Here is a 26,383-nt window from a genome sequence, read left to right as displayed (position 1 = left end):
GGAATTCCCTGATACACTTTCTTTTATGGAAACTTTACAATAACGTTAGAATGATTGTCTCAAAAGGAGGAGCGCATGGGTGCGTCGAGTGAAGTGCTCTCCCTGATGCAGTCCATCTTTGCCAACGCTAGCGATGCGATCCTGGTAATTGATCATGAGGGACGAATCGTAAAGGCCAATGCTGCGTTGGAACAGATGACGGGCTGGACAGAAGAAGAGCTGATTCGAGATAAACATATTTGCGAGCTGTGTCTCGGAATGGCAACGTGTATGGAAGAAACGAGCTGCACGGATTGCTTTTTTAAGCGCGTGCAAATGCCTTCATTCGAGATGAGGCTCCGAACGAAATCCGGTGTGGATTACCCTGTCGCTGCCAGCTCTGCGAGACTAGCGGATGAATCGCAGGGGAAGCTGGTCATGATTATGCGTGATATGTCTGCGCAACAGCGAGTGGAAAAAGAGCGCTACCAGTACAAGTTAACGAATTTTGCGATCCAAGCACAAGAAGAAGAACGAAAGCGCATCGCCCGGGAGCTGCATGATGGCGTAGGGCAGGCGCTTTATAGTATTTTAGTGGGACTAAACGTAGTCAGACAACGAGAGTTGAGCGAGCTGGTTATGCAGCATGTCACGGAATTGGTGAATATGACTTCCAAGGCGATGGAGGAAGTGAAGCGCATGGCGCTGGAGCTGCGTCCGTCTGCACTGGATGATCTCGGTTTACTGCCTGCATTACGTTCATTGATGAAACGGGTGGAAAAGACGTTTCATATCCAGGTGGAGCTGCATGTTCAGGGGGAGAAACGCAGATACTCTGCTGCGATGGAAACAGCACTGTACCGGATTGTACAGGAAGCCATGACCAATACGGCAAAATACGCAAAGGCGAGCCATCTGGGAATCATGTTCGAGAATAGGGAGAAGGAAATTGTCGTTACGATTGTGGATGACGGCGTAGGGTTTGAAGTAGAGAAAACATTGAACATCGGCAAAGGTCTCGGTGTGTTTGGCATGAAGGAGCGTGCCCAGCTGCTTGGTGGTACCGTTGATATTCGCTCCGCACCCGAGGAAGGAACGACGGTGATCGTCCGAATTCCGGTGCCGAAGGAGGGGGTAGAGGATGACCATTCGCGTCTTGATCGCCGATGATCATGCGATTGTACGCTCTGGGCTGGGGATGCTGATCAACGCCCAGGAGGATATGGAAGTCGTCGGTTATGCAGCTGACGGAAAAGAGGCATGTGAAAAAGCATGGGAAGTCCAGCCCAACGTCGTCTTGATGGACTTGAGCATGCCGCCTGGGGAAAACGGCTTGACTGCAACTGCCAGACTGAAGGAAACGGCACCAGACATACAGGTGCTTGTGCTTACGATGCATGATGACGAGGAATACTTGTTTCGGGTACTGCAAGCCGGTGCTGCCGGCTATATTTTAAAAAGCGCCCCTGACCTCGATTTGATCACGGCGATCCGTTCGGTCAATCAGGGCATGGCCTATTTGTATCCATCTGCGACGAAATCTCTGATCGAGGAATTTCTGCAAATGGTCAAGAACGGTGAGGAGCAGGCCAAGTACGACATCCTGACTGATCGGGAAAAAGAAGTGCTGGTCTTGATTGCTAAGGGCTTTAGCAACAAGGAAATTGCCGAGCGGCTCACTGTTTCCGTCAAGACGGTCGAATCGCATAAAGCGCATATTATGGAAAAGCTCCACCTGCGTACGCGGCCTGATTTGGTGCGGTATGCGATTAAGAAGGGCTGGCTTGATTTTGAGTAGATATGGATTTGTTGTGTATTTTGTCGATTGGATGTTATCAAAATTGCTGATGGAAAATTAGGCGTGATTAACCTGATAACGATGATTCCTGTTCATCCGTCTGCTATTATTCCGATTGATATTGCCAACATAGCTGATCACAAATATCAACAATGCTGTTGAAACAAGTGAAGTTTATTCGTTCGAATGAAGAGGCTATCTTGAAAAAAGCAAGACGCTTGTACCAGATTGTGAGAAGTGGAAAACAACCCAAACTAAATGTACGTTGCTGCAATTTTCTTCTTTTAGAGCATGCATCCATCCACTTTGGTGCTGTTTCTGCTGTTACAACGGGAGAAGTTGCAACTGCGGTTGAAGAGCAAAAATCAAGTGAATAATCATCGGTGGAAGAAATAAGACTCGCAAATAGCGAGTCTTATTTACTTTCATCCGTAGCAGAAAGTTTCCATTACAGGGGAGTAGCTTGGTATTTAGAACTGATTATAAAGCCCCTTTTTTTGCAAATTCACTTAATAGAAGTGACCCTCAATACAACGATGTGTTATTATTTACATAAAAGGAAAAAATTTACTTTTATTCTAACGTAAGTATCACATCTTCCTCACATTATGCGTTGACATAAAACATGTAGGACCCTTTTTACGTCATAACAAACAGAGCCTACTATCAAAAGAAGGGTAAGTGGTCATCAAATGAAAAAAAAGGTATTTATTGGAGTTGCACTGGTCGTAATGGGTTTCGTAGCTGTGCTTGTAATAAATCAGAGCGGAGCTTTGTTTTCTACGATGAATTACAAAGGTGCTTCTAATCCAAACATTCCTAACTATCCAATAAACGAGCAGGGACAAACTTATGGACAAGGGCCTTACCCTGCTGGCACAACACAAGTACCAGATTTAATTAGTGCAACTGGAGAAAATGGTGTCAATGGATATGTAAAAGCCACTGATTTGAATTCAAATGTTTCTACGCCAGAAGAAGCCTATGCTTACCAGAAATCGATGGAAGAACTCGGCTACAAATCAATACCTTTGTACAAATCAGATGGCAAAACTGTCATTGGAGAATTTAGACTGTATTCTTCAAGAAGGGATTAATGTAGGACAACATATAATCCAACAAAATATGGCGAGGAGAGCGAAAAGTGAAAAAGAGGAATATCTTATTGGTCTCAGCTTTGTCATTGTTTCTAATTACCACACCAGCATCCGCAGATACGACTTCAGATCCGTATAAGATAACGGTAAAGGGAATTAGCTATTCGTTTACATCTGAGGTATGGGAGCGTTCTGGGACGCGTGGACGTGACGATTCAGTGGAAGCCGTTGTCTATATTGATACCGCTCGGAGTGTACCAATCGGTTATATGGGTGGACAAGCATTCTTGTATGATGATAATGGAACTTTGAAAACAGCAAGTAGCATGGAGTATAATGACTCCGAAGTTGCAGGTTGGACTGGATATTCCCCACGTATAATAACTCCTGGAAGATACTATGCCCAAAGTAGAGCTGAGTTCTATAATGGAAATGGATATACCAAAGTGACTGGATATAAATCTCCCAAACAAGAACTAATAGGGTCTTCTTTTACAAAGGAAACTGAAACTTCACCAAGTATAGAGGAATTGCTATCACTGGATGAATACGATGTAAACGACAACGGCGAAACCTACGGTTCTGGATTGTCTGAAGAGTCAGTAGGCGAATTCCCAGATTTGATTTCTGCTGTCGGCACAAATGGGGAAGAAGGATACGTACGAGCACAGGATTTAACCCCAGAAGTCAAGACAATTCAAGAAGCGCTTGAACATAATCACGATAAGGGCGATGCTCAAATTATCCCCCTTTATGACGTGGATGGAGAAACTCAAATTGGAGAATTTGAAATGATCTCCAATCATGAGGCAATCGAGGACGAAGAATAAGAGAAGTGTTTGCAGCAAAGCTTGTTTTAGTATGACGCAGAAGGGGTGGTAAGATGGTTAATTCCGTCCTATCCCCCTTCTGTTTTTCTGTCTCCAAATACATATGAGAGGAGGGATGAGTAGCAAAGTGAAATAAATACGTTAGGAAACAAATAAGACCACGGTAGCTAATCTCGAAAGTCTCCCCAAACAGATCATTTACTAAGACTTCTCTTTTGCGATATATTCCCATTACAAACAAAAAGAGCTGTATCTTCATGGCTCTTTTTGTTATTCACGTTTACATTGGGGGATATCTTATTATCAGATCATTACTTTAGAGTTTTCCATGTCAACCTAAAAACCATATGCTATGATAAAGCTAAGTAATGATGGCTAAAATAAATAGACCAGAGTGCTGGTTCCCTGTAAGGGGGATCGACTCAGCAGAATTTAAAACGGGGATGACCGCTCAGGCCTGCTAGCTCAAGAGCGGTCATTTTTTTGTCGAGGCTACAAAGAGGTTCAAGGACGATCCCAATACGGGGTCGTCTTTTTTTGTGTCGAATATGTGACCGAAAATGGTCATGAAACGGTCGAAATCAGGGGTTTCCCGGAACATTTTAGGGGATTTCCCCGAATTACTTCCAAGGGGTTCCAGGGGTAGAATGAAGGCGTGAAAACTACACCGCGCCCATGAGGCACGTAGGAAAGGAGAAGAGCGCGATGGAGACGCAAGTTGACAAGGCGGAGAAAGGCAAGAAATCAAAATCCAACAAGCTACAAACGAACCAGGAAGACTTGAAGGGAACGTTTGTCGCGGTTCTGATCGTCGGAGGTATCATTCTAGTCGGTTGGTTGGGTGTATTCGGGCTTTTCCTGGATAGGGCGTAATAAGGAAGTAAAGGAGGGTACTTATGCATTTGCATCGATATGAAAAAATCTGGTTGATGCTTGGCGTAGGCGGTTTGGCCTTATTTATTGTATTGTTGTGCGTCAATGCGTTTGCCATGGGGATGGCTCCGCCAAGTAATATGGAAATGATTGATCCGGAGAAGGTTACGGAGACGCCTCCTTTTGATAAACCAGGCTTGAAACAGGTAGGAGACAACGAATATGACGCTTACATGACAGCATTTGCGTTCGGCTTCGCTCCAACCAAGATGGAAATACCAGTTGGAGCAACGGTGAATTTCCACGTCACGAGTCCAGACGTTATTCACGGATTCCAGATTCCAGAGACCAACATTAACTTCATGGTTCTGCCTGGACACATCAGCTCGGCGACACACACGTTTGACGAGCCAGGCGAGTATTTGATCCTTTGTAACGAATACTGTGGCGCAGGTCATCAGGTTATGGCGACCACGATTATTGTGAAATAAAGGTAGGTGAATCCTATGGTAATCGCACGGAAGATCGACGATACAGTCCCCCATGTTCCGGTTCAGCGTTCTGCGGCAAGGCTTAGTTTGGCCTATGTGTGGGTAGCTTATATTGCATTCGGATTGGCGGCTGTGGCAGGGATGGTGCAGGGCATGGTTCGCGGTGGAATCATGGAACTGCCGAGCTGGACAAATTACTATCAAATTTTGACCGCCCATGGCGTGTTGATGGCACTTATTTTTACCACGTACTTCATCGTCGGATTTATTTTCTCAGGAGTCGCCCGCACGACAGGTGGTTCCTTGCACGGAGCCGCTCTGAAATTTGGATGGGCCGGCTGGATTCTCATGACGGTAGGGACATTGATGGCTGTTGTCACCATTTTGCTGAATGAAGCCTCTGTCCTTTATACATTCTACGCACCACTGAAAGCATCTCCGTACTTTTACATTGGTTCTGCCTTGCTCGTAGTAGGTAGCTGGCTAGCGGGATTCGGGGTTTTTGCCAGCTATCGCAAATGGAAACGCGAAAATAAAGGGAAAATGTCCCCGTTGTTCGTCTTCATGGGTGTGACTACCTATGTCTTGTGGATTACAGCGACAATTCCTGTAGCGGTTGAGGTTCTGTTCCAACTTATCCCATGGTCACTTGGGCTGGTTCCAACGATTAACGTCATGCTCAGCCGTACGCTGTTCTGGTTTTTCGGTCATCCACTCGTTTATTTCTGGCTACTGCCTGCTTATATGGCGTGGTATGTATGCTTACCAAGAATCATTGGGGGTCACGTCTTCAGTGATTCGCTCAGTCGACTTGCCTTTCTCTGCTTGCTCTTGTTCTCCATCCCAGTCGGGTTCCACCATCAATTGATGGAGCCAGGAATTTCGCCAGCATGGAAAATGATACACGTGACATTGACGCTGATCGTCGTTATCCCGTCGTTGATGACAGCCTTCTCGATGTTTGCGGTTTTTGAAACGACCGGACGTAAAAAAGGTGGGGTTGGTCTTTTCGGATGGTTGAAAAAACTGCCGTGGACAGATGTACGCTTCTTCGCCCCATTTGTTGGGATGCTGTTCTTCATTCCTGGCGGAGCTGGGGGAATTATTAACGCAAGTAACCAGATTAACGCGGTCGTACACAATACGATTTGGGTTACGGGTCACTTCCACATCACCGTAGGAGCTGCGGTGGCGCTCACTTTCTTTGGTGTCAGCTTTTGGCTGATACCTGCATTGACTGGACGTCAGTTGACCAAGACTGCGAATCGCATGGGAATGGTACAAACGGTATTCTGGGCAGTAGGAATGTTCTTGATGTCGCTCGCCATGCACGCAATGGGCTTGCAAGGGGCTCCGCGCCGGACAGATTACACGACGTATATGGACCACCCGTTAGCTTTGGGCTGGATGGATTATCAACGTGTAATGGCGTTTGGTGGCGGACTGCTGTTCGTATCCGCGATTCTCTTGATCGCCATCTTGCTGTATCTGACTTTCTACGCACCAAAGGGAAATACAGAATATCCGATTGCCGAGACAGAGACAACGCAAGAGGTTCCAAAAATTTTGGAGCGCTGGCCTGTATGGATTGGACTCGTTGCCTTCCTGATAATTCTCGCCTACGGTTATCCGATTTTGCAACAAATTCAGCACCAGGCACCAGGCTCGCCGCCTTTTGTGACTTGGTAAGACGATAGGTATGAAAAAAGCCGCTCATTCCGTTTGGAAGCGAGCGGCTCTCCTTTTTTAAAAAAAATCTAGCGCTGCCAATTCGGTAAAGGCAAGAATCAGATACCCGATTGCCAAAAGCCATAGGGCGAGAATTCTGAGGTCTTCCTCTTCAAATGGCATACAACTCCTCCTTTTTCTCTTGTTAACACAACATATTCAAGAGGGAGGACATTGGTTTAGCTTATGGCTCGTATATCATTTTGCGGGTCATACCGCCATCGACAATCAGCTCAGTACCTGTAATGAAATCATTGTCCTTTTGCGTCAAAAATAGACAAGCACGGGCAATATCATCGGGTGTACCTACGCGACCTGCCGGATGCTGGGCATGATCCCCGGGACGAAGAGCGGCATAATCGCGGTGTTCAATCCAGCCGGGAGAGATCGCGTTGACACGAATCCCATCGGGGCCGAGTGAGACACCAAGCGCATGTGTTAAGGATAAAATGCCTCCTTTGGAAGCTGCGTATGCCTCCGAGTGTGGCTCGGACATGTGCGCCCGCGTCGAACAAAGATTAAGGATAGCGCCTCCACCATGGCGACGCATGATTTTGGCTGCTTCTCTCGATGCGAGAAAGACACTGCGCAAATTCGTGTTCAAGATATGGTCCCACGCTTCGACGGTCAGTTCATAGGGAGATTCCCATACGGACAAGCCCGCGTTGTTGATCAAAACATCGAGTCGCCCCTAGCGTTCATCGACGGTTCTCATCAATTGTTCGATCTGCGCTGGCACGCTGACGTCGATGTGCTCGAAGTGTGCTGTACCTTTCACAGCTTCTGTCGTGTTGATTAGCGAGGTAGTTTCTTCTCCCGCTGCGCGATTGTATTCGGCGATGACGACATGTGCTCCTTCGGCAGCATACATGGTGGCGACAGCCCGTCCGATGCCTTGGCCACCGCCAGTGACGATGACAATGTTATCCGTGTATTTCATCGAGAGTGCCTCCAAACAATAGGGTATGAAGCGAAATGTAAAAAGTAATTGCAAAATGTTTGTAACGATAATAAAGTAAGTAGTATCTTTTTAACAGCGTACTATACAGTATGGAGGAGATTTAACTATGAATACAGAACTGAAAATTACCGCTGAACAGGTAATGGAAGCCCGTCACAGCGTGCGTAAATACGATCCGAATGAAAAAATTCCACAAGGCGAGCTGAACGAAATCCTGCGTCTTGCAGCAAGTGCGCCATCGTCCTGGAATTTGCAGCATTGGCGTTTTCTCGTCGTGACCGATCCTGCTATCAAAGAAAAACTGCTCCCAATCGCATACAATCAGCAGCAGGTAGTGGATGCTTACGCTACCATCATCATTCTCGGCGATCTGGAGGCTTATAAGTCTGCTCGCCCTGTTTATGATGAAGCATTGGCAAATGGATACGTTACAGAGCAAGTGCGTGAGACCATGATCGCGCAAATCGAAGGGGCTTACAATAACAACCCGGAAATCGCTCGTGATGAAGCCATTCGTAATTCGTCCTATGCAGCGATGCAACTCATGCTGGCGGCAAAAGCAAAAGGATACGACACATGCCCAATGGGTGGCTACAACCGTGATGCGCTCATTAAAGAGCTGAACATCCCAACCCGCTATTTGCCAACACTCATGCTGACTTTGGGGAAAGCAAGCGTGCAAGCCTATTCGACTTCCCGTTTTGGTTTGGATGAATTGGTCATTCAAAACAGCTTCTAATATCGTGTTCTTACAGCAAAAAACTCATCCACGCCTCATATCAATGCGGCAAGGGTGAGTTTTTTTGTAATATCTTCTCCAGGAGTGCTATTCGCTCTTCCTGCCTTATTGATTCGCCAACAACGGTAAATCCACCATAATCGATGTTCCTTGACCAAGGGCGCTGCTAACTGAAAACCGCCCGGCATGGAGTTGAATGATCTCTTTGCAGATCGCCAATCCCAGACCACTGCCGGAGAGCTTGGAGCGTCCCTTGAAAAACTTTTCTGTGACATGCGGCAGGTCTTCCGGGTTAATGCCTTCGCCAGTATCCGTGACGGTGACAAGGAGCCTATCGCCTGACAAGGAAGCTGCGATGACGATCGAGCCGTTTTGTGGCGTGAATTTCAACGCGTTGTCCAGCAGATTCACAAATACTTGCTTGAGTCTATTCGGGTCTCCCATAACCATGAGTGGGGTAGGGGGAGTCTCCAGCTTCAACTCAATTTGTTTCGCGTTGGCACGTACTGAAAATTGAAGATGCAAATCATGGAGAAGATCCCGGACATCCATGCGTTCGCGAGACAATTTCATCTCACCGGATTGAAACTTCGAGAAATCGAGCAATTCCTCGACGAGCCCGATTAAACGATCTGTCTCCTTGGAGATGACCTCCAGACCGAGCATCGTCTCTTCAGGCTCTTCCAGACCGCCCGAAATGAGTGTTTCGCCCCACCCCTTAATCGACGTAAGTGGGGTACGCAGCTCATGGGAGACGGAGGAGATGAAGTCATTTTTCAGCTTTTCGTTTTTCCCAATCTCCGCTGCCATGTAATTGAAAGTATCCGCGAGGGTTCCTACCTCGTCATCGAATCGTTTTGGCGCGCGGACAGCGAAATTTCCTTCCGCCATTTGTTTCGCCGCATTCGTTAAATCTTCGATAGGGTCGACGATTCGTTTTGCCATGAGTAGGCTGAGCGCAAAAGCGAAGACGACTACGCCTGTCCCAACGCCAGCCCCGTACAAGGCAATGCGATTTACTGCTTGATAGAGCGGTTCAGCGGAGATCGTGTACCGCAGAACGCCTACAAATTCTCCACTGTACGTAAGTGGATTGGCCACTGCGATGACACGCTCCCGTGACTGCGGACTTTTCCCGATGTACAAACCACTTTGTCCCTTGAGGGCATCCATGACGTCAGGAGTATTGATGATCTCGCTGGTCTGAAAGCCGTAGGAGTTGAGAATGACTTTTCCTCCTGGGTCCAAGACCTCAATTTTGGCGTATTCCTGATTCGAAACATTTTCCAAAATGTAGCGTGCTTTGTCTTTTAACCGATAGCCAGTAGCGTACTTGTTAATAAAATTGGTGAAGGTCGTGCTGCGGGTCACTAATGCTTCGGTCGCAGTCCCGATGTAATAAGTATGAACGGCCCAATAAAACAGTCCTTCCAAGAGCAGTACGATCAGAAGAAGGATCAGGCCGAAATGAAGAACCAGCCTACTCTTAATGCCTTTCATCTGGGACGTCCTTTCGCCACAGGTAGCCATATCCCCAGACTGTCTCCAAGAAAGCTGGATGAGCCGGATCGTCCTCGATTTTTTGCCGGATTCGGCGAATATTCACATCAACGATTTTTAAGTCACCGACGAAAAATTGACCCCAAACTGCTGTCAAAATCTCGTCCCGACTGATGGCTTTGTTCGCATTTTCAGCGAGTAATTTGATGATGGCAAATTCTTTTGGCGTGAGGTCAATTTCTTGTTCCGCCCGAATCAGCTTGCGTTCATCGAGCAACAGCGTGAAGGGGGCAATGTTAATTTCATTTTTGTCCTCAGCCTCAGGAATGGGTGTCAATCTGCGGTGCAACGCTTTGACACGGGCCAACAGTTCCGCAGGGCTAAACGGTTTGGAGACGTAATCGTCTGCTCCGAATTCGAGACCCATGACTTTGTCCAGCTCCTGGCTTTTAGCCGTCAACATAATGATCCCGAGGCGCGGATATTTTTTCCGCAGCTGCCCGCATACTTCGAAGCCATCAATGCCGGGGAGCATGACGTCGAGAATCGCAATGACGATGTCCGATTGTTGATCTGCGAGATCAAGTGCCTCTTCTCCGGTCCCAGCCTCGATTACCTCATAGCCCTCGCGCTTGAGATTGATGCGCACAAAATCTCGGATGGATTTCTCATCTTCCAGTAATAGAACCTTCATAGGGCAAATCTCCTTGATAAGGATTTACTATTTCACTTTATTCCCGGTTCGTCATCGGTTTGTAGAGCTGACGAACCTCCTCTGCGGTAAGCTGCATCGATCGATATTCCGCGAGAGCAGCTTTTCCAAGGGTAGGTGTCGTTTGCGGTAAAATGGCGATCAAAACTTGTTTTCCCTCTTCCTTCAGCAAAATGTAGGGAACTTGCTTTTGCTTCAATCCGCTTTCAAATTTGATCCATTCGTTTTGTGGAATGCTTTGCAGCGTTAGTAATTCTGCCTTATTTTTTCCATTCGCACCGTAATAATGGAATCGGACTAGAAGTGGATTCGTATCATGGTTGATGGAGATGGTGTATTTTTCGCCCCATTTTGCCGGAATCTTGAGGTCAAAGCTTTGTGTGTAATTTTGATAGTGATCTTCGATATGTTTCAAGCCCGTTTTCCCGTCCCATTGGAAGTAGGAGGAGACCCAAGGGATTTCTGCCATGGCTAAATCCTCTGTCCCAGCGGGTTGTATCTTCGTACCGATCTCGATGATGCCATCACCGTTGATATCTTCACTTTCCAAAGAATACGGCTTGAAGGTCAGGTCCATCTCTCCTTCTATTTTTGCCAAAGGGTTGGACAGTTGTCCATTGTCCCAGAGGAGTAGTTCAGTGGAAGCAGAGTGAGCCCCTAATCCAGCATCAATAAATAGTCCGTTTCGGGTTGGTGATGCTTTTCCGATGATAGCCTGATAGTAACCATTCACATATCCGTCAAGGGCTAGCTCCGTCTTTTTTGCGATTGTGCCGTTCCCCGCCCCATACAGCTCGGCTTTGGATGTGAAGTTATTTTTATCGAGAACAACGAGAGCGAGATCCGCGTGATCATCTCCTGTCAAATCGCCTACTGCCATAATGGTATAGGGCTGCTTCATCAATTCCTGAGTCATATTATTCGCTAGCGAATAAACGGAGAGCTCCTTGTTCAAATCTTCGCCGCCTCCCATTCCAATCAGCATTTCCGGAATGTTGTCCCCAGTGAGATCTTGAAAGGAGACGTAATCCAATTCGCTGCCGACACCAGTAAAGGAGGAGAGCTTTTCCCAGTTTCCTAGTTTTTGGGTAAGCACAAGCACACCGATTTCGTAATCGGTTTTTTCGGTTTTGTAAAAAGCGACGACCTCTGCAACCCCATCCCCGTTTAGATCCTGTAGGGAGACGGCACTGGCTTCTGCGGGATGAAGAGGAACAGATAATTGTGACCCAGCCGGCAAAAATTGCATGACGGCCTGATTGATCGATTTTTGATCGCCGTCTGCTGATGGGGCGCGCATCAATTCATTGGGTGTATCTGTGAGTCCGCAACCGCTAAGAAGCGAGGCGCAGAGTGCTGTCGTTACGAGCCAAGCCTTTTTCATTTCAAATGTTCCTTTCTGTTGCTGCATCCATTTGACTATATTGTAGCTTGCCCATCCCACAAAATTGTTGCAAAACGGTAAAAAAACCCGTTTTCGAGCTTTTCAAGAACAAGCGAACGTGTTCTAAGCTTCCTTATACAGGAAAAAAGTGCGAGAGAACAGGGCATATTATACTAGCAACAATTGACCTAACAAATTCGTTTAAAAATGTAGGATAGGAGTTGGATGTTATCTATACGAAGGAGGAGAAAAGGATGAAAGCATGGCACAAAACGATGGCGACAATTCTTTGCAGCGGCGCGGTTCTCATGGCTTCGGGCGTTGGGGCTGACTCGGTTCAAGCGAGCGGCACCCAATCGCAAGCGTACGCGCAGGTAGTCTTATTACAACCAGAGCAAAATATCCCATTCACCATACAATTTGTCGATGGCTTTGTGGCAAAAGTAACGAATACAAAAACAAAAGCGACGAGCACAGTAGATATATCGGACAATAAGGCTACGTACGTGAAGCAAGGAATTTATCATGCCAATGGAAAGCTGCAAAAGGCAACCAATGGATATACGCAAAAGCTGGTGGAGCTGGTACCATTCCGGGATGCGAAAGGCAATCTGCGTTACATGGGCAAGCAAACCGTGCATGGGCTGAATACGGAGGATCGGCTTGCAGTGGCAACCAGTGTGTGGAACATCGTCAATAAACAGCCGCAGCTTTTACAGGTAACGGTTCAAAAAGCAGACTGGGACAATATGCCGTCACCAGATGTGACGATCAATAGTGGCTTCAGTATGGACAGCGATAGTACCTTTGTCCTTGATACGAAGTATGCAGACGTGACCGGAGACAATATCAAGGATCTTATTTTGCTTGTAGGCGATAAAATGGGCGTATCGATGAATCAGACGGCCCATAACCTGCGTGTTGTGGTTCGCGAAGGGAAGGATAATCAGCAGACGTTTATCTCTGTAGGGAAACGCGACAGCGGTAATCTTCCGAAGCTTGCTATCACGGATGGCAATGCTGATCAGGTAAAAGATATTCTCGTCACAATGCCAACTGCGACAGGTCATGTGTACAGTCAGCTTACATGGAAAGAAAATCGCCCGCAGCCCGTGGTTGAGCAGGGGAAATTGAATGATCGTCAGGCGTACCAGCCAGTCATTGGGGTTTATGGTGAAGCGGTTGGGATGAACAAGACGAAAAAACAATAGTGGAGTAGGCGTGGAGGAAATCAGTCAGAGTGAAATCTGGCTGATTTTTTTAATACTAATTTGCAGGCATTATGCCATCTTGAATGAAAAGATGCGGGATTATTTGTGAAAAGGTTATTACGAAAAGAGAAAGGGTTTTTCTTCGGTTTTTTTAAATCGTAATAATTACGTTTTATATTGACTCCAGGTATTTTGGTGCGATATGATAGCTAACAAATCGTAATTATTACGTTTTGTAAAAGTTGAAAAGGAGAACCTAGCATGAACATGAACGAAAATAAAATCCCTGTCACAGTCTTAAGCGGGTACTTGGGAGCGGGCAAAACGACGCTACTAAACCATGTCCTGAACAATCGGGACGGGCTACGAGTCGCCGTAATCGTTAACGACTTGAGCGAAGTAAACGTAGACGCCTCTCTTATTCTCTCGGGCAGTGGTCTTTCACGCGTGGACGAAAAGGTCGTGGAGCTGTCGAATGGCTGCATTTGCTGCACCTTGCGAGAGGATTTGCTGGCGGAGGTAGAGCGTCTGGCTTTGGAAGGACGGTATGACTACATACTGATTGAATCGACGGGAGTAGGCGAGCCGGTTCCTGTTGCCCAGACTTTCACATACGTAGACGAAGAAAATGGCATCAATTTATCGTCGCTGTGCCGCTTGGACACGATGGTGACCGTAGTGGATGCATACCGCTTCTGGCATGACTTTTCGTCCGGGGAAAACCTTTTGGACAGAGGGCAGGCAGTTGGCGAAGAGGATACCCGTGAGGTCGCGGATCTTTTGATCGACCAGATTGAATTCTGTGATGTGTTGATTCTGAACAAATGCGATCGTGTCGCTCCAGACGATTTGATACAGCTGGAAGCCGTTCTGCGCAAGCTACAGCCAAATGCTCGCTTCATCCGCGCTGTTCGTGGGCAGGTAGACCCGCGAGAAATTTTGAATACCCATCTGTTCGACTTCGAGACTGCCAGTCAATCAGCGGGTTGGATTGCTGAGCTGCAAAAGGAAGTGCATACACCTGAGACGGACGAGTACGGAATTTCCTCCTTCGTTTATCGCGGTCGCAGGCCGTTTCATCCAGCTCGTTTTGAAAAGTGGTTGGAGGATTGGCCAGAGGAGGTCGTGCGTGCTAAAGGATTTTTCTGGTTGGCGACACGAAATGACGTGGCGATGTCACTCAGTCAGGCGGGGCCATCCATCGAAATCGGAACAGCTGGTTATTGGACAGCAGCATTATCGGCAGAAGAGCAACAAGCCATTCTGGTAGAGGAGCCGGATTGGCAGCAAACATGGCATCCCGTACATGGAGATCGAACCACAGAGCTCGTCTTTATCGGGATCGATCTGAACCAGGAGCAAATCGTGAAGCATCTCGATGCATGTCTCCTGAACGATGAGGAATACGAGGCAGACTGGAGTATGCTACCAGATCCACTCCCAACAGCAGATGCTGTAATCGAGACGACATTGTAACCAAAAAAGAGGAGGCTAACATCCATGCGCGTGAACGTTACCCTGCAATGCACTGAAACAGGAGATCGCAACTATATCACATCCAAAAACAAGCGGAATCATCCCGAGCGATTGGAACTGAAAAAATACTCCCCGCGCCTAAAGCGCTATACCCTTCATAGGGAAACAAAGTGATTTTTTAAAAATGTCTGAAGACCATAGGTACCGTGCCCAACACCTTATTATCAACCGGACATAAAATATATTTGTGTCTATCGAATGATGAATTCTTCCCGGATGCGCGATGCGTTAAAAGCGAGTATACGAGGAGGGTACTATTTGGAGAACGAAAACAAGCTGAAAGTGTTGGTCATGACGAATGAGTATCTGCCCAAAATAATCGGAGGGCTAGGGATCGTCGCTACTCACTTGTCTAGAGCGTTGAGTAGGAATGATGTGGAGGTAACGGTTCTATGCACCGGAAAATCCAATCGATTGACGATATCAAAGCCGAACGAAAATTTGTGCATTCTTCGATTTCCAAAAGCTCCTCGTTACTTTAATCGCACAAAACAATCTTTCAAAGCGAAATCCGTCTTGTACGCGATGTCCGAAGCGGGATTCGTCAAACCTGATATCATTCATGTGCATAGTACGGAATTTGCGGATACTTCCAAAATAGCCAAAGCCCGGTTCCATGTTCCAGTTGTCTATTCATGCCACTCTCTAGCCTCTCAAGGTATCTATTCGCCTTTTGGGAAAAACCAGACAAAATTGATTCGGAGTGCAAGTCAAATCATAGTGCCGAGCAGGTGGCTAATAGGTGCAACAAGGAGACGATATCCTCATACTACTATCCATAAATTTTTTGTTATCCCGCACGGTGTGAAACCGATAACCAAGCAGTCAAAATCTGCCCCGACTAAATTGCTGTACGTAGGTAGACTGATTCCTTCCAAAGGGATCGATGCCTTAATAAAAGCCATTGGCCTCCTGTCACGAGAACATAAACGGGTACATTTGACCATTGTAGGAAGCGGCAATGCCAGCTATCAAAGAAAACTCAAAGCCCTTACAAGACGAGTTGGCGTTACAAAGAGAATTCGCTGGGTCAAACAGAGCAAATACGGAGCTGTGCAACAGATGTACGCTTCTTACGGTGCCGTTATTGTTCCAAGTAAAAAAGAATCGTTTTGCTTGGTTGCATTGGAAGCGATGGCAAATGGTGTACCACTTATTTCGACCTTGTCGGGAGGATTAAAGGAATTTGTAAACGATCAAAATGCCCAAATTATTTCCACAGTCAATAGCACCAGGATAGCTCGAGCCGTTAAAGCATTTTGGAATAATCCGGACCTAGCGGAAAATAGAGTACGCAATGCCCAGTCAACTGCCGCACGATATAAATGGTCTTCGATTGCGCTTCAATATCAATCATTGTTTACAGACCTGAACAAGGCGGAATGACTATGAGCAAACAAGCCATTACCGGTATAGCCAAACAGTTTGGGGTTCGGGTACGCCAACAAAAGAAAATTCGAGGAGGAATCTATCGGATTGTAACGCCAGGGGGCCGTACGTTCAGCTTAAAGCGGATGCCAAAAGGAGTGGCTCGAATACGGTGGGTTGACCGGATGCTGATACGGGTCCGGCGGGAAGGATCGCTTTTGGCGTGGCGCAACCCCAAGATGCCAGAGGGCCGCAATACCTATCAACTCTCGAGAAAAGGAGCTGTTTTTGTACTAACTCCCTGGATTTTGGGGAGGAAACCCTCGCCGCGCAATTTAGCGGATATGAGGGGATGCGGTGCCGCGTTGGCACGTTTTCATGAGGCTGGACGTACAGCTCTCATTGGGAATTTTGCGTACAGTCAGATTGGGACATGGTACGCCACTTTACGTAACAGGCACCGATATATACAAAACAAGATGGCAAAAGCGAAGAGAAATGGCTTTAGCCTGCCTATTAACCGTTTTCTCAAACAGCACCGGGCGGAAATCATGCGTTACTCCAGACAAGCGGAAGCATTATTGAATAGCAGCGAATATAACAATTGCCGTCGCAATCCGCGTAAACATGGAGTCCTATGTCATGGTGATGGGGGACCGAGCAATTTTATTCTCAATGATGAAGGTACCTACTTGATCGACTTTGAAACCTTGCATGTCGATCTGCGAGCCTATGATTTATATCGCATCATTTATAATTCATGCAAAGATTATCAATGGGATTTTTCCATTGCCAAAGCTATTCTGGATGGTTATCGTCAGGTTACCACACTAAACAAAAGCGAATATAAACTGATTTGTGCCTGGCTGCGATTTCCGTTCTCGACATTTTTAGTACTGTCCCCATTCAAAAGAATCCCGTTTACCATGAAGCGGTTACGATGGGCACTTGATTCAGAGAGGCGAATCGGCCCTTTTTTGCAGGAACTTGATGAGTATGCTGCCAGTCATAGTTCTTAAACAGGAGAGTGTTCGGTATGAAAATCGTCATCATCGCCCCCGAGCAAATCCCCGTCCCCCCCATTCTTGGGGGGTCCGTCGAGATTACGATTCTGGCGATTGCCAAGGAATTGAGTAAATGGCATTCGGTCTCGATTATCAGCAGAGCGCATCCTCGTTATCCGAAGCATTCTTTTATAGATGGGGTGCACATTTATCGCGTTCCTACCGGCAGTCCTGCGAAATATTTGACCCATGTGAAAAAAATCCTAATAAAACGCCGATTTGACGTTTTGCAAATCGATAATCGACCGGAGTTCGTTAGGCAGATTAAATCGATGTTTCCGAAAGCGACCGTATCCTTGTATCTTCACTCGCTGACTTTTGTCAATTCTCCCCATACCAGCCGGGCAGAGACCTTGGCCGGATTACGAAAAGCGGACTTGATTATCACCAACAGTTCATCGCTTGAAAGTCGGCTTTCTGCTCGTTTTCCTAGCATGTCGAGAAAAATCCGGGTTGCATGGCTTGGCGTCGATACATCTCGCTTTTCCCCTATTCAAAAAACCTCTCATCCCCGTGCCTTCACCTTATTGTTCGCGGGCAGGCTTATTCCACGTAAAGGCATTCCCGTATTGCTTCAAGCAGCTAAGCTTGTGAAAAGTCAGATAGCCCGACCTGTCAAAGTGATGATTGCAGGAGGATCACTAACAAGCAAATATGCAAGGCAATTGCAGTCGCTCTCTCGTAAATTTGGCGTACATGCCGAATTTCTAGGTACGGTCCCCCATCGTAGTATCCACCGCGTTTTTAGAAAAGCCGATCTGTTTATTTGTCCTTCGCAAAAACATGAATCGTTCGGCCTTGTTAACGTCGAAGCGATGTCCTCCGGATTGCCAGTCGTAGCCTCGAAAAACGGGGGCATAAAAGAAATCATTGAGCATGGCCGTTCTGGATTGCTGATCAAACAATATAAAAATCCGCAAGCCTTCGCCGATGCGATTTGTTTGCTGATCATGAATAAGCCCCTGTATTTGAAAATGAAGCAAGAAGCTCGTCAAATTGCCTTGGAAAAGTTTAGTTGGTGTGCCACAGCTGCTAGACTTAACCAGATTTACGAGTCTGAAAAAGCTTTACAACAGGATGAGCCCCAAAAAGGCAACCACAACAATACCTTCCACAAGTTTGACCAATTTCTGGACACGATAAGCGGTGGTCAAGTTCATGGTGGAGAAGTGGGATACAACCCCGAAATACGTGGCGTTAACATGACTGACGACCATTGCAACGTTGCCGATAGCCCTGGCCATCAAGATTTGCCAGATCAGCACGGTACCCAGCCTGGCGTTCAACCCGAGCGACGGCAAGAGGGGCCTGACAATGGGGAAGGTAATGAAGAGAGCGGCAGTCGATCTGGGTTGAGCTGTTTTAGCACCCGAGATTTCCAAAATCTTGCCGATCTGCGTACCGAAAATGATGACGAGTCCGATGGGAGTGACGATCCCGCCGAAGTCACTTTCGAATTCTTCTCCGATATGGGATATCAAAGGCTTGTCGATGCACTCATATACGGTCAACAAAATGCTGATGAGGAGTAGTAGCACAATAATAAAGGAAGTGGCCGATCAGGATTTCAGGCTATAAATCCGCATAACTTGTTCGGCTGTCTGCTCCAAGAGCGAGGCGGCTTCGCGCATCGATTGATCCAGCGTCATCGGTTTGTTGGTGATGCTGACAACGGCAGAAACGCCTTTTTCATAAAGGGTGTCGATGCCATTTCCAATGGAACCAGCGAGGACGATGACGGGAATGCCGTATCGTTGTGCGACTTGGGCAACTCCACATGGCGTCTTTCCTTGGGCCGTCTGGAAGTCGACTTGTCCCTCACCTGTGATCACAAGATTGGCTTTGTCCATGGCTTCCGCGAGTCCGGTCGTCTCGATCACAATCTCAATTCCGGAACGCAACTGACCATTTAGAAAAGCGAGAAGGGCACCAGCGACACCACCCGCTGCACCTGTCCCAGGCAAATCGTGAATGGAGATGCCGCGGGTCTTTTCGATCAAGTCAGCGAAATGGCGCAAATGATCATCCAATTGCAGCACCATTTCCGGTGTGGCTCCTTTTTGCGGGCCGAAAACGTGAGAAGCGCCATTGGGTCCAACAAAAGGATTGGTAACATCACACGCGATGACGAAGTGACAGTCAGCCAGCCGCTTGTCTACCTGACTGGTATCAATACGGCTCAATCGTGATAATTCACTACCCCCAAAAGAGAGTGGCTGATCGTCTTGATCGAGAAGCATATATCCGAGAGCTTGGAGCATGCCAGCGCCTCCATCATTGGTAGCGCTGCCACCTAGTCCTAGAATGAACTTGCGGCATCCTTGATCCAGTCCGGCCGTAATCAACTGACCAAAGCCATAGGTCGTCGTGACAAGCGGGTTGCGATCTATGGCAGAAATTAAGTAAAGACCAGAGGCAGCAGCCATTTCGATCACACAGGTTACACCGTCACCCAAAATGCCGAATTCAGCAGAAATGTCCTGTCCGAGCGGGTTTTTTACCGTGGAGGTCAGTATTCTGCCATCTGTGGCATCGACCAGGCATTGCATGGTACCTTCGCCGCCGTCTGCCATCGGTTTCACAATGAGCTCACTTTGCGGGAGTGCGCGTTGAATCCCTGAGCGAATGGCTTCGCCTACTTGTTTGGCAGTTAGGCTACCTTTAAAAGAGTCCGGAGCGATTACAATTTTCATGACGGTGTTCCTCCTATCAGAAAAGAGGGTATTTTTACCATGATAAAAAAGACTGTCCCCCGCGTCTATGGCGAGAAACAGTCTAGGTTGTGTTAGGCGTTCTTTTTCAATGCCATTTCTTCTGGCTGTGCCGTTTTCGAGAAGAACCATTTCATCATTGGTGGAGTGACGATGGTGGTTAAGAGTACGACGACAATCAGGACGGCAAACATGTCTTGTGTGAGCAAATTGCTCTCCAGACCAATTGCGGCGATAATAAGTGCCACTTCCCCACGGGATACCATTGCAGCACCAATGGCCATCGAGTTTTTCCACGGGAAGCCTGTGATTTTTGCACCAAAAGCACCACCGATGAGCTTGGAAACAACCGCGATGACGCTCAGGAGCACAATCAGTCCGAGGTTTTCCAAGATGCCAGAGAACTGTGCCGTTACGCCGATCGAAGTGAAGAAGACTGGCACGAACACCGCGTAGCTGATGGTTTCGACCTTGTGCGTTACTTCTTGCTTGTAATTGGTCAAGCTGATGGCAACACCGGCGATATAAGAACCGATGATAGCGGCAACCCCTGTATATTCAGCAAAATAAGCGAACAGGAAACAGATAATGAGTGCTGCGGAAATGACCGATTCTGTAACCTGCAACGGAGCGAATTTTTTCAAAATCCACGGGACAACCTTCCAGGAAAGAACGATGACGATGGCAAAAAACGCGACCTTTTTCAATACCACCATGCCGAGATTTACGTCGCCGCCTGCAAAGCTCATCAAGAAAGCGAGTGCCAGGATAACCAAAACGTCATCAATGACAGCGGCTCCCATGATCGTTGCGCCTTCTCTTGATTTTAGCTTGCCCAATTCCTTCAACGTTTGTACGGAAATACTCACACTGGTAGCAGAGAGCAACAGGCCCAGGAAGATCGATTCGATGTTGGAGAGACCAATCGCAATCCCGGCACCATAACCGAGTGCAAGTGGCATAACAATCCCTGCGACACCTACGCTGGTTGAAGACTTAGCGGTGCGTTTAAACTCATCAATATCGGTCTCCAAGCCCGCGATAAACATGAGCAGGATAACCCCGATTTGGCTAATTTCCTTGAGGATTTCTGTGTCTGTGACCAGCCCGAGAACGGTAGGACCTAAAACGATACCGATGAGCAGTTTCCCCAAAACGGATGGCTGTCCCAGCCGCACGCTGATGTCACCAGCGATTTTGGAGGCGATCAAAATGACAGCCAGCTGAAAAATAAGCATGTGGTTTCCCCCTTTTACGAAATAAAAAAGAGCCCGCGATCACAGCTTTCTTTTTGTCGGCTAAAAAAGACAAAAAGAACCCTATGATGACAGGCTCCTCCAGTAACGAATCAAATATTCACTTACAATACACAAATATTTTAACATACTGGGCAGAAAAAGTAAACACTTGGTGACAAATGCTCCTCAGCGTGTGAAGATAGAGCAAAAAACCGGAGGAGGAGCAGACATGGCGAAAATCAGCAAAGAGAATGCAGAGCATTATCATTGGGGCGATCAATGCGATGGCTGGCATCTGGTCAAAGGCCAAGAGCTCAGCGTCATTCATGAGCGGATGCCCGGAAATACCGCAGAAGTGCGCCATTATCACGAGCGGTCGCGTCAGTTTTTCTTCGTGCTATCAGGACAGGCTATGCTGGAAGTGGATGGCGTTCGTCATGTGATCAACAGGCAGGAAGGAGTAGAAGTGCCTCCAGGAGTCAAGCACCAGATGAAAAACGAGGGAGCAGAGGATGTGGAGTTTCTTGTGATCTCACAGCCGACAACAAGAGGAGACCGCATCCAAGCAGATTAAAGAAAGCCTGACCGTCAAAAGAAGCGGTCAGGCTTTTATATGCGTCAAGCTTATTTGAAATTGGTGAAATCGGACATTTGTGCGAAGATATCTGCCAATGCGTGCATTCCTTCGAATGTTTGATAAGCGAAAATAGGCAGACCCACAACAAACAACAAAGCTTCTCCGATATATTTGGCGATCATATGATCAACCTCCTTTTGGATTTTCGTTACGCTACGCGATCCAAAACAAAGGAACCATATGTATCCATTTCGCCGTCTGTATGCTGTATGCGCCTGAATAAGCGAAGGCGCTGCGGTTGCCTTGCCGCCATCGGATAAGTCTCAACCAACAACGTGTTAATGGAAGGTCGGTACGTATCTGTGACGTTCTGATGTAGAGCCCGGTTTTGCAGGTAACACTGTCTGAGACAAAAAGCAGAAGTGAAGCATCCTACAAAAAGCGCGACCAAGGCGAAGAAATCCTCCAGCGAAAACAGCAGTAATAGCATATCTTCCATGGCGACTCTCCTCCCTTCGTATTCATCATTCTACTTTTGTTCACAATATCGTGCAACCCCGAAAAATCATGAGAACGGATACATTGCCAAATCTCCAATTATTTCAATTTGTTAATCGATAGGTTGACACGGTAGTTCCCAAAAGGAAGCAGGGCATCTAAAAAATGATTGAGAGCCTCTTGATCTGGGACATGTACGACCATGGTATAGCAGCCTTCTCCGCTGATGCGGTGCGCCTCGACGATCTCGCTGCGACTTTTGATAAAACCAGTGAAGAGAGAATGATCAGTAGTGGTCATGAACATGGTAACCAGAGCAGTGAGGACTGGGGCGATTTTGGCTTCATCAATGAGCGTTGTATAGCCTTGAATAATTCCTTGCTCCTCCATTCGTCTAATGCGGTTGCCGACGGCTTGACCGCTTAGATGGACCTGTTCGCCAATGTCCTTCCACTGCAATCGGCTGTTTTTGCGTAGCAAGGCAAGGATGGAGAGATCAATTTGGTCTAGCATGTGTATCTCCTTTCACGGCGAAAGTCGGTAGCCAGTAATCGTTTCGCGGCAACCGTTCACGACCTTATACAATAAATGTACATCCATTATAACGATAACGAGGAAAGGAAGAAATGACATGCAGATTCAGCTTGTACGACATGCTACCTTGCGTGTGGAATATGCAGGGCTTACATTTTTGATTGACCCGATGTTTAGCTCCAAAGGAGAAATGCCAGCAGTACCAAATACGCCGAATCAGCGCCCGAATCCAGGAGTAGAATTGCCCATATCCGTGGAGGAGGTACTCGCTGGCGTGGACGCCCTCTTGGTGACGCATACCCATTTCGATCATCTCGATGAAGCGGCCATCCGCCTTCTCCCGAAGCATTTGCCTGTATTTTGCCAGCCACCGGATCTGGATAAGCTGGTGCAGCATGGCTTCGAACAAGTCATTGCCATCGAAGAGGAGTATACATGGCAAGGGGTTCACTTGCATCGGACAGGTGGTCAACACGGAACAGGGGAAATCGGACAGCAGATGGGGCCAGTATCTGGCTTTGTCTTGAAGCGAGCTGGCGAGCTGACGCTGTATGTGGCGGGGGATACGATTTGGTGTGAGGAAATGGAGCAGGCTGTTGCAACGTATTGTCCAGATGCGATCGTCGTTTTCGCAGGTGCGGCCCGGTTCTTGACGGGAGACCCGATTACGATGACGAAGGAGGATATCGTCCATGTCGCAAATGCCGCGCCCAACAGCCATATCTTCGTTGCCCACATGGAGACGTGGAACCATTGCTTGCTCAGTCGCCAGGAATTGAATGAATGCTTGCAGGAAAAACAGATGTCCGGTCGCGTACATGTTCCGGAGGATGGTGAAATCATCTCTTTTCCATGAGCGAACCGAATATGAATGAAAAACAAAGCTCCGCAGGTCATAGCGGGGCTTTTGACGTTGTCGAAAAAAAGGCTTATCCATCATTTGACAAACAAAAATGAACGTAATAAACTATTTTTACGTAAATGATTAATGTCATGAGGTGTTATTGTGGCGCACGAACAACTGGAAACATATGTAGTCGAGAAGCCGGAACAGGCGATGGCGCTATTGAACCCGCTCCGTGCCGAGATATTAAGCCGTTTGGCAGAGCCTGCTTCAGCAGCAGAAGTCGCACGTGGTATCAATGAAATCCCACAACGTGTCAATTATCACTTGAAGGCCTTGGAAAAGGTCGGATTGGTCAGGCGGGTTGGGAGTCGACAGGTGCGCAATCTCGTCGAGGTGCTTTATTTGGCGATTGCACGGACGTATGTGCTCTCGGAAGGACTGAACTGGGGCAACGATACCGTTCAGCAAATGAAAGATCAAGGATCGTTGTCTCATCTGGTCCAGACAGCAGAACGAATCAAGCGGGATGCCATGCTCTTGCTGGAGCGTTCCGATCAAGAGGTGGAGGTTCCGAGCGCCTCACTGAATGCGAGTATTCAGCTTGCCAGTGCGGAACAGCGTAGTGCTTTTGTAGAGGAATACGTCCAACTGGTGAATCAGCTTGTGGCGAAGTATCAGCCAAAAGAAAAGGGACAAGAAACGTATCAGGTGGTTCTCGCGGTTTATCCAAAACAAGGAGGAGACGAGGCATGAAGGCACAAGCTGTGGAGTCAAACAAGTCCAAACCCGTAATCGTTTGGGAAAATCGTATCCAGCCACAATCTGATCAGATCATTGCCATGCCAGCCCGAAACGGAAATGGAGTTGCTGTCGAAAGAGAAGCAGCGGTTCAGACATGGTCAGTGGGTCCGGCGAGTAATCCGGCAGTCGTGACGCAGGTTTCATCTGGATTTAACAAAAAATCAGTGGCGGTGCCGCAAGCAACCAGCATGCGTATGGCCGCGTAAAAAGTCGAGCGTAAACAAGCGAAGGAGGGTTTTTCATGAATCTCATCCCGGTAGTAGTCGAGCAAACGAGTTATGGAGAGAGGTCCTATGACATTTACTCCCGGTTGTTGAAGGATCGCATCATTTTTCTCGGCAGTGCCATTGATGATCAGGTAGCCAATGCAGTCGTAGCTCAGTTGCTGTTCCTGGCAGCAGAGGACCCGAAAAAAGATATTCACCTATATATCAATTCGCCCGGAGGCTCTGTCACCGCAGGAATGGCGATTATTGATACGATGAGTTTCATTGCGCCTGATGTGTCCACGATCTGCACGGGGATGGCAGCGTCCATGGGAGCGATGCTTCTTGTAGCAGGAGCGCCGGGCAAACGGTACGCGCTGCCCAATGCAGAAGTCATGCTCCACCAGCCATGGGGAGGCAGTCAAGGACAGGCGAGCGATATCAAGATCGCAGCAGACCGTATTATGCGACATCGCAACATGCTGTATACGATCATCGCGGAGCGTACGGGAAAGACAGTCGAGCAAATCGAAAAAGATGCAGACCGTGACTATTTCCTTACCGCCGCAGAGGCGCTCGAATACGGTTTGATTGATAAAGTGATCGAAAAATTGTAGAGCTGGGGGTGCCGGGGTGAAGATCCTATTTTTGGGGGGAACGCGTTTTATCGGTCCACATGCAGTGAAGCGCTTGGCAGAAGCAGGTCATGAAGTTGCTGTATTTAATAGGGGGCTTACCCTCGGCGCAGCCTCTCTTCCACAAGGTGTCGTCTCTATTACGGGAGATCGTGCCCTCCTGGGTGAATACCGGGAGACTTTTCGTTCCTTTGCACCTGATGTCGTTATTGATCTGTTTCCGTACACAGAAGCAGATGCTCGCCTGCTGATAGAAACGTTTCAGGATATAGCAAGTCGTGTCGTGGCGATCAGTAGCTGTGACGTGTATCAGGCGTTCGGACGGGTGAACAAGATCGAATCCGGTCCGATTACGACCGAGCCGCTTACGGAGCAGTCTCCGCTTTGCGAGAAGCGCTATCCGTTCCGCGGGGTCAGACCAGATCGCGAATATTATGACAAGGTACTCGTGGAGGGAGTCGTGATGGGGCAGCAGAGTCTGCCAGGCACGATTTTGCGCCTGCCGATGGTGTATGGCCCGCATGATTACCAGCATCGCGTCTATCCGTACCTTCAGCAGATGCGTGACGGGCGTCCGTTTATTTTGCTCGAAGAAGGCTTTGCTTCTTGGCGGTGGGCACGCGGCTACGTAGAAGACATCGCGCATGCCATTTGTCTGGTGGCTACCGACGATCGAGCAAAAAATCAGATTTACCACGTAGCAGAAGAGCAATGCTCGTCGATGCGAGAGTGGATTGAACGAATCGGCAGCGTTTACGGTTGGAGTGGCAAAGTGATTACAGCGCCTTCTACTGAGTTACCAACTGAGTGGGTCCCGCAGATCGAATCGAAGCAGCATATTCAGCTGGATTCTGCAAAAATCAGGCGTGAGCTGGGGTATACCGAACAAGCTACCGCAGAGGAGTCTATACGACGTACGATTGCATGGGAGCTCGATCATCCCCCTGAAAACATGTTACAAGAAAACAACTATATATCAGAGGATAAACTGCTCGCGAAGCTCGGCGTTTAGTATATATCTAGTAGTTTCGTGTAAAGTCTGTTTGAACCGTCAGGATGTTGTCT

General features: G+C 47.7%; 29 protein-coding genes and 1 pseudogene. 21 read left to right on the top strand and 9 right to left on the bottom strand.

Annotation, left to right across the window (positions count from 1 at the left end):
- The first annotated feature begins 75 nt into the window (after nt 1-75).
- From ACFVS2_RS28720 to ACFVS2_RS28685, 8 genes are all read left to right on the top strand, one after another.
- Complete coding sequence (locus ACFVS2_RS28720) at nt 76-1,149, top strand: PAS domain-containing sensor histidine kinase (RefSeq protein ID WP_390239716.1); 1,074 nt, start codon at nt 76-78, stop codon at nt 1,147-1,149.
- Nucleotides 1,121-1,777, top strand: coding sequence for a response regulator transcription factor (locus ACFVS2_RS28715; protein WP_173620932.1), 657 nt, complete (start codon nt 1,121-1,123; stop codon nt 1,775-1,777). The genes ACFVS2_RS28720 and ACFVS2_RS28715 overlap by 29 nt, the downstream gene beginning before the upstream one ends.
- Nucleotides 1,778-1,977: 200 nt before the next feature.
- The gene (locus ACFVS2_RS34635; RefSeq protein ID WP_483862264.1) at nt 1,978-2,154 is read left to right on the top strand and encodes a hypothetical protein; all 177 of its coding nucleotides are present in this window, start codon (nt 1,978-1,980) and stop codon (nt 2,152-2,154) included.
- A gap of 315 nt (nt 2,155-2,469) precedes the next feature.
- Nucleotides 2,470-2,874 carry a hypothetical protein gene (locus ACFVS2_RS28705; RefSeq protein ID WP_390239715.1) on the top strand — a complete coding sequence of 135 codons (405 nt, stop codon included), beginning with the start codon at nt 2,470-2,472 and terminating at the stop codon, nt 2,872-2,874.
- A 47-nt stretch (nt 2,875-2,921) separates the two neighbouring features.
- Nucleotides 2,922-3,704, top strand: a complete 783-nt coding sequence (locus ACFVS2_RS28700) for a peptidase (RefSeq protein ID WP_390239714.1) — start codon at nt 2,922-2,924, stop codon at nt 3,702-3,704.
- A 705-nt stretch (nt 3,705-4,409) separates the two neighbouring features.
- Nucleotides 4,410-4,577: a cytochrome c oxidase subunit 2A gene (locus tag ACFVS2_RS28695; protein ID WP_173620931.1), complete on the top strand. Its 168-nt coding sequence runs from the start codon at nt 4,410-4,412 to the stop codon at nt 4,575-4,577.
- Between the two features lie 23 nt (nt 4,578-4,600).
- A complete protein-coding gene (locus ACFVS2_RS28690) occupies nt 4,601-5,068 on the top strand; it encodes a cytochrome c oxidase subunit II (protein ID WP_390239713.1) in 468 nt (155 codons plus the stop codon).
- A gap of 15 nt (nt 5,069-5,083) precedes the next feature.
- Nucleotides 5,084-6,757, top strand: a complete 1,674-nt coding sequence (locus ACFVS2_RS28685; protein ID WP_173620930.1) for a b(o/a)3-type cytochrome-c oxidase subunit 1 — start codon at nt 5,084-5,086, stop codon at nt 6,755-6,757.
- Nucleotides 6,758-6,980: 223 nt separating this feature from the next.
- Here ACFVS2_RS28685 and ACFVS2_RS28680 read toward each other — a convergent pair.
- Nucleotides 6,981-7,736 (bottom strand): annotated as a pseudogene (locus ACFVS2_RS28680) (SDR family NAD(P)-dependent oxidoreductase).
- A gap of 127 nt (nt 7,737-7,863) precedes the next feature.
- Between ACFVS2_RS28680 and ACFVS2_RS28675 the strand changes: the two are divergent.
- Nucleotides 7,864-8,496 (top strand): nitroreductase family protein, encoded by a 633-nt coding sequence (locus ACFVS2_RS28675; RefSeq protein WP_173620929.1) that lies wholly within the window; start codon nt 7,864-7,866, stop codon nt 8,494-8,496.
- 105 nt (nt 8,497-8,601) lie between these two features.
- On the opposite strand, the gene ACFVS2_RS28670 is transcribed toward ACFVS2_RS28675, so the two are convergent.
- The 3 genes from ACFVS2_RS28670 to ACFVS2_RS28660 are packed head-to-tail and all read right to left on the bottom strand — an operon-like array spanning nt 8,602 to nt 12,092.
- Nucleotides 8,602-9,996, bottom strand: coding sequence for an ATP-binding protein (locus tag ACFVS2_RS28670; protein WP_390239712.1), 1,395 nt, complete (start codon nt 9,994-9,996; stop codon nt 8,602-8,604).
- Entirely contained in the window at nt 9,983-10,690 is a 708-nt protein-coding gene (locus ACFVS2_RS28665) for a response regulator transcription factor (RefSeq protein ID WP_144618057.1), read from the bottom strand. Before ACFVS2_RS28665 ends, ACFVS2_RS28670 begins: the two co-directional genes overlap by 14 nt.
- A 37-nt stretch (nt 10,691-10,727) precedes the next feature.
- Nucleotides 10,728-12,092 (bottom strand): VCBS repeat-containing protein, encoded by a 1,365-nt coding sequence (locus ACFVS2_RS28660; RefSeq protein WP_390239711.1) that lies wholly within the window; start codon nt 12,090-12,092, stop codon nt 10,728-10,730.
- A 254-nt stretch (nt 12,093-12,346) separates the two neighbouring features.
- On the opposite strand from ACFVS2_RS28660, the gene ACFVS2_RS28655 reads away from it, so the two are divergent.
- The 6 genes from ACFVS2_RS28655 to ACFVS2_RS28630 all read left to right on the top strand — a co-directional run bounded on the left by ACFVS2_RS28655 (nt 12,347) and on the right by ACFVS2_RS28630 (nt 18,803).
- On the top strand, nt 12,347-13,303 hold the full coding sequence (locus ACFVS2_RS28655; protein WP_390239710.1) for a hypothetical protein: 957 nt from the start codon (nt 12,347-12,349) through the stop codon (nt 13,301-13,303).
- 261 nt (nt 13,304-13,564) lie between these two features.
- Nucleotides 13,565-14,779, top strand: a complete 1,215-nt coding sequence (locus ACFVS2_RS28650) for a GTP-binding protein (protein ID WP_390239709.1) — start codon at nt 13,565-13,567, stop codon at nt 14,777-14,779.
- A gap of 24 nt (nt 14,780-14,803) precedes the next feature.
- Nucleotides 14,804-14,953: a 50S ribosomal protein L33 gene (gene rpmG, locus ACFVS2_RS28645; RefSeq protein ID WP_007726139.1), complete on the top strand. Its 150-nt coding sequence runs from the start codon at nt 14,804-14,806 to the stop codon at nt 14,951-14,953.
- A 144-nt stretch (nt 14,954-15,097) separates the two neighbouring features.
- Nucleotides 15,098-16,225, top strand: coding sequence for a glycosyltransferase family 4 protein (locus ACFVS2_RS28640; protein WP_390239708.1), 1,128 nt, complete (start codon nt 15,098-15,100; stop codon nt 16,223-16,225).
- Between the two features lie 2 nt (nt 16,226-16,227).
- A complete protein-coding gene (locus tag ACFVS2_RS28635; RefSeq protein WP_390239707.1) occupies nt 16,228-17,226 on the top strand; it encodes a phosphotransferase in 999 nt (332 codons plus the stop codon).
- A gap of 17 nt (nt 17,227-17,243) precedes the next feature.
- A complete protein-coding gene (locus tag ACFVS2_RS28630) occupies nt 17,244-18,803 on the top strand; it encodes a glycosyltransferase family 4 protein (protein ID WP_390239706.1) in 1,560 nt (519 codons plus the stop codon).
- 27 nt (nt 18,804-18,830) lie between these two features.
- Here the strand turns inward: ACFVS2_RS28630 and ACFVS2_RS28625 are convergent, their stop codons facing one another.
- Nucleotides 18,831-19,964 carry a glycerate kinase gene (locus tag ACFVS2_RS28625; RefSeq protein WP_390239705.1) on the bottom strand — a complete coding sequence of 378 codons (1,134 nt, stop codon included), beginning with the start codon at nt 19,962-19,964 and terminating at the stop codon, nt 18,831-18,833.
- A gap of 92 nt (nt 19,965-20,056) precedes the next feature.
- Nucleotides 20,057-21,220 (bottom strand): cation:proton antiporter, encoded by a 1,164-nt coding sequence (locus tag ACFVS2_RS28620; protein WP_390239704.1) that lies wholly within the window; start codon nt 21,218-21,220, stop codon nt 20,057-20,059.
- Nucleotides 21,221-21,449: 229 nt separating this feature from the next.
- Here ACFVS2_RS28620 and ACFVS2_RS28615 point away from each other — a divergent pair, with 229 nt between their 5' ends.
- Complete coding sequence (locus tag ACFVS2_RS28615) at nt 21,450-21,794, top strand: cupin domain-containing protein (protein ID WP_390239703.1); 345 nt, start codon at nt 21,450-21,452, stop codon at nt 21,792-21,794.
- Nucleotides 21,795-21,844: 50 nt separating this feature from the next.
- Here the strand turns inward: ACFVS2_RS28615 and ACFVS2_RS28610 are convergent, their stop codons facing one another.
- The 3 genes from ACFVS2_RS28610 to ACFVS2_RS28600 form a co-directional block, all read right to left on the bottom strand.
- Nucleotides 21,845-21,979, bottom strand: a complete 135-nt coding sequence (locus ACFVS2_RS28610; protein WP_007726154.1) for a hypothetical protein — start codon at nt 21,977-21,979, stop codon at nt 21,845-21,847.
- Between the two features lie 26 nt (nt 21,980-22,005).
- Nucleotides 22,006-22,296, bottom strand: coding sequence for a hypothetical protein (locus ACFVS2_RS28605; protein ID WP_106652617.1), 291 nt, complete (start codon nt 22,294-22,296; stop codon nt 22,006-22,008).
- A gap of 98 nt (nt 22,297-22,394) precedes the next feature.
- Nucleotides 22,395-22,808 (bottom strand): Lrp/AsnC family transcriptional regulator, encoded by a 414-nt coding sequence (locus ACFVS2_RS28600; RefSeq protein ID WP_390239702.1) that lies wholly within the window; start codon nt 22,806-22,808, stop codon nt 22,395-22,397.
- Nucleotides 22,809-22,926: 118 nt separating this feature from the next.
- On the opposite strand from ACFVS2_RS28600, the gene ACFVS2_RS28595 reads away from it, so the two are divergent.
- The 5 genes from ACFVS2_RS28595 to ACFVS2_RS28575 all read left to right on the top strand — a co-directional run bounded on the left by ACFVS2_RS28595 (nt 22,927) and on the right by ACFVS2_RS28575 (nt 26,330).
- Complete coding sequence (locus ACFVS2_RS28595; protein ID WP_390239701.1) at nt 22,927-23,685, top strand: MBL fold metallo-hydrolase; 759 nt, start codon at nt 22,927-22,929, stop codon at nt 23,683-23,685.
- Nucleotides 23,686-23,835: 150 nt separating this feature from the next.
- Entirely contained in the window at nt 23,836-24,429 is a 594-nt protein-coding gene (locus ACFVS2_RS28590) for a winged helix-turn-helix domain-containing protein (protein WP_007726169.1), read from the top strand.
- Nucleotides 24,426-24,683: a hypothetical protein gene (locus ACFVS2_RS28585; RefSeq protein WP_390239700.1), complete on the top strand. Its 258-nt coding sequence runs from the start codon at nt 24,426-24,428 to the stop codon at nt 24,681-24,683. Before ACFVS2_RS28590 ends, ACFVS2_RS28585 begins: the two co-directional genes overlap by 4 nt.
- A 35-nt stretch (nt 24,684-24,718) precedes the next feature.
- Entirely contained in the window at nt 24,719-25,300 is a 582-nt protein-coding gene (gene clpP, locus ACFVS2_RS28580) for an ATP-dependent Clp endopeptidase proteolytic subunit ClpP (RefSeq protein WP_007726172.1), read from the top strand.
- A 16-nt stretch (nt 25,301-25,316) separates the two neighbouring features.
- Complete coding sequence (locus ACFVS2_RS28575) at nt 25,317-26,330, top strand: NAD-dependent epimerase/dehydratase family protein (protein ID WP_390239699.1); 1,014 nt, start codon at nt 25,317-25,319, stop codon at nt 26,328-26,330.
- Nucleotides 26,331-26,383: the final 53 nt, after the last annotated feature.

The organism is Brevibacillus sp. NPDC058079, assembly GCF_042885155.1.
Lineage (GTDB): Bacteria > Bacillota > Bacilli > Brevibacillales > Brevibacillaceae > Brevibacillus.
The sequence above is the reverse complement of the archived record's forward strand: the minus strand, read 5'-3'. Positions and strand labels throughout refer to the sequence as shown.

Excerpts from the sequence above, each read along its gene's own strand:
- ACFVS2_RS28720 (WP_390239716.1), top strand. The coding sequence starts at position 76 with ATGGGTGCGTCGAGTGAAGTGCTCTCCCTGATGCAGTCCATCTTTGCC.
- ACFVS2_RS28715 (WP_173620932.1), top strand. The coding sequence starts at position 1,121 with ATGACCATTCGCGTCTTGATCGCCGATGATCATGCGATTGTACGCTCT.
- ACFVS2_RS28705 (WP_390239715.1), top strand. The coding sequence starts at position 2,470 with ATGAAAAAAAAGGTATTTATTGGAGTTGCACTGGTCGTAATGGGTTTC.
- ACFVS2_RS28695 (WP_173620931.1), top strand. The coding sequence starts at position 4,410 with ATGGAGACGCAAGTTGACAAGGCGGAGAAAGGCAAGAAATCAAAATCC.
- ACFVS2_RS28690 (WP_390239713.1), top strand. The coding sequence starts at position 4,601 with ATGCATTTGCATCGATATGAAAAAATCTGGTTGATGCTTGGCGTAGGC.
- ACFVS2_RS28685 (WP_173620930.1), top strand. The coding sequence starts at position 5,084 with ATGGTAATCGCACGGAAGATCGACGATACAGTCCCCCATGTTCCGGTT.
- ACFVS2_RS28675 (WP_173620929.1), top strand. The coding sequence starts at position 7,864 with ATGAATACAGAACTGAAAATTACCGCTGAACAGGTAATGGAAGCCCGT.
- ACFVS2_RS28670 (WP_390239712.1), bottom strand. The coding sequence starts at position 9,996 with ATGAAAGGCATTAAGAGTAGGCTGGTTCTTCATTTCGGCCTGATCCTT.
- ACFVS2_RS28665 (WP_144618057.1), bottom strand. The coding sequence starts at position 10,690 with ATGAAGGTTCTATTACTGGAAGATGAGAAATCCATCCGAGATTTTGTG.
- ACFVS2_RS28660 (WP_390239711.1), bottom strand. The coding sequence starts at position 12,092 with ATGAAAAAGGCTTGGCTCGTAACGACAGCACTCTGCGCCTCGCTTCTT.
- ACFVS2_RS28655 (WP_390239710.1), top strand. The coding sequence starts at position 12,347 with ATGAAAGCATGGCACAAAACGATGGCGACAATTCTTTGCAGCGGCGCG.
- ACFVS2_RS28650 (WP_390239709.1), top strand. The coding sequence starts at position 13,565 with ATGAACATGAACGAAAATAAAATCCCTGTCACAGTCTTAAGCGGGTAC.
- rpmG (WP_007726139.1), top strand. The coding sequence starts at position 14,804 with ATGCGCGTGAACGTTACCCTGCAATGCACTGAAACAGGAGATCGCAAC.
- ACFVS2_RS28635 (WP_390239707.1), top strand. The coding sequence starts at position 16,228 with ATGAGCAAACAAGCCATTACCGGTATAGCCAAACAGTTTGGGGTTCGG.
- ACFVS2_RS28630 (WP_390239706.1), top strand. The coding sequence starts at position 17,244 with ATGAAAATCGTCATCATCGCCCCCGAGCAAATCCCCGTCCCCCCCATT.
- ACFVS2_RS28625 (WP_390239705.1), bottom strand. The coding sequence starts at position 19,964 with ATGAAAATTGTAATCGCTCCGGACTCTTTTAAAGGTAGCCTAACTGCC.
- ACFVS2_RS28620 (WP_390239704.1), bottom strand. The coding sequence starts at position 21,220 with ATGCTTATTTTTCAGCTGGCTGTCATTTTGATCGCCTCCAAAATCGCT.
- ACFVS2_RS28615 (WP_390239703.1), top strand. The coding sequence starts at position 21,450 with ATGGCGAAAATCAGCAAAGAGAATGCAGAGCATTATCATTGGGGCGAT.
- ACFVS2_RS28610 (WP_007726154.1), bottom strand. The coding sequence starts at position 21,979 with ATGATCGCCAAATATATCGGAGAAGCTTTGTTGTTTGTTGTGGGTCTG.
- ACFVS2_RS28605 (WP_106652617.1), bottom strand. The coding sequence starts at position 22,296 with ATGGAAGATATGCTATTACTGCTGTTTTCGCTGGAGGATTTCTTCGCC.
- ACFVS2_RS28600 (WP_390239702.1), bottom strand. The coding sequence starts at position 22,808 with ATGCTAGACCAAATTGATCTCTCCATCCTTGCCTTGCTACGCAAAAAC.
- ACFVS2_RS28595 (WP_390239701.1), top strand. The coding sequence starts at position 22,927 with ATGCAGATTCAGCTTGTACGACATGCTACCTTGCGTGTGGAATATGCA.
- ACFVS2_RS28585 (WP_390239700.1), top strand. The coding sequence starts at position 24,426 with ATGAAGGCACAAGCTGTGGAGTCAAACAAGTCCAAACCCGTAATCGTT.
- clpP (WP_007726172.1), top strand. The coding sequence starts at position 24,719 with ATGAATCTCATCCCGGTAGTAGTCGAGCAAACGAGTTATGGAGAGAGG.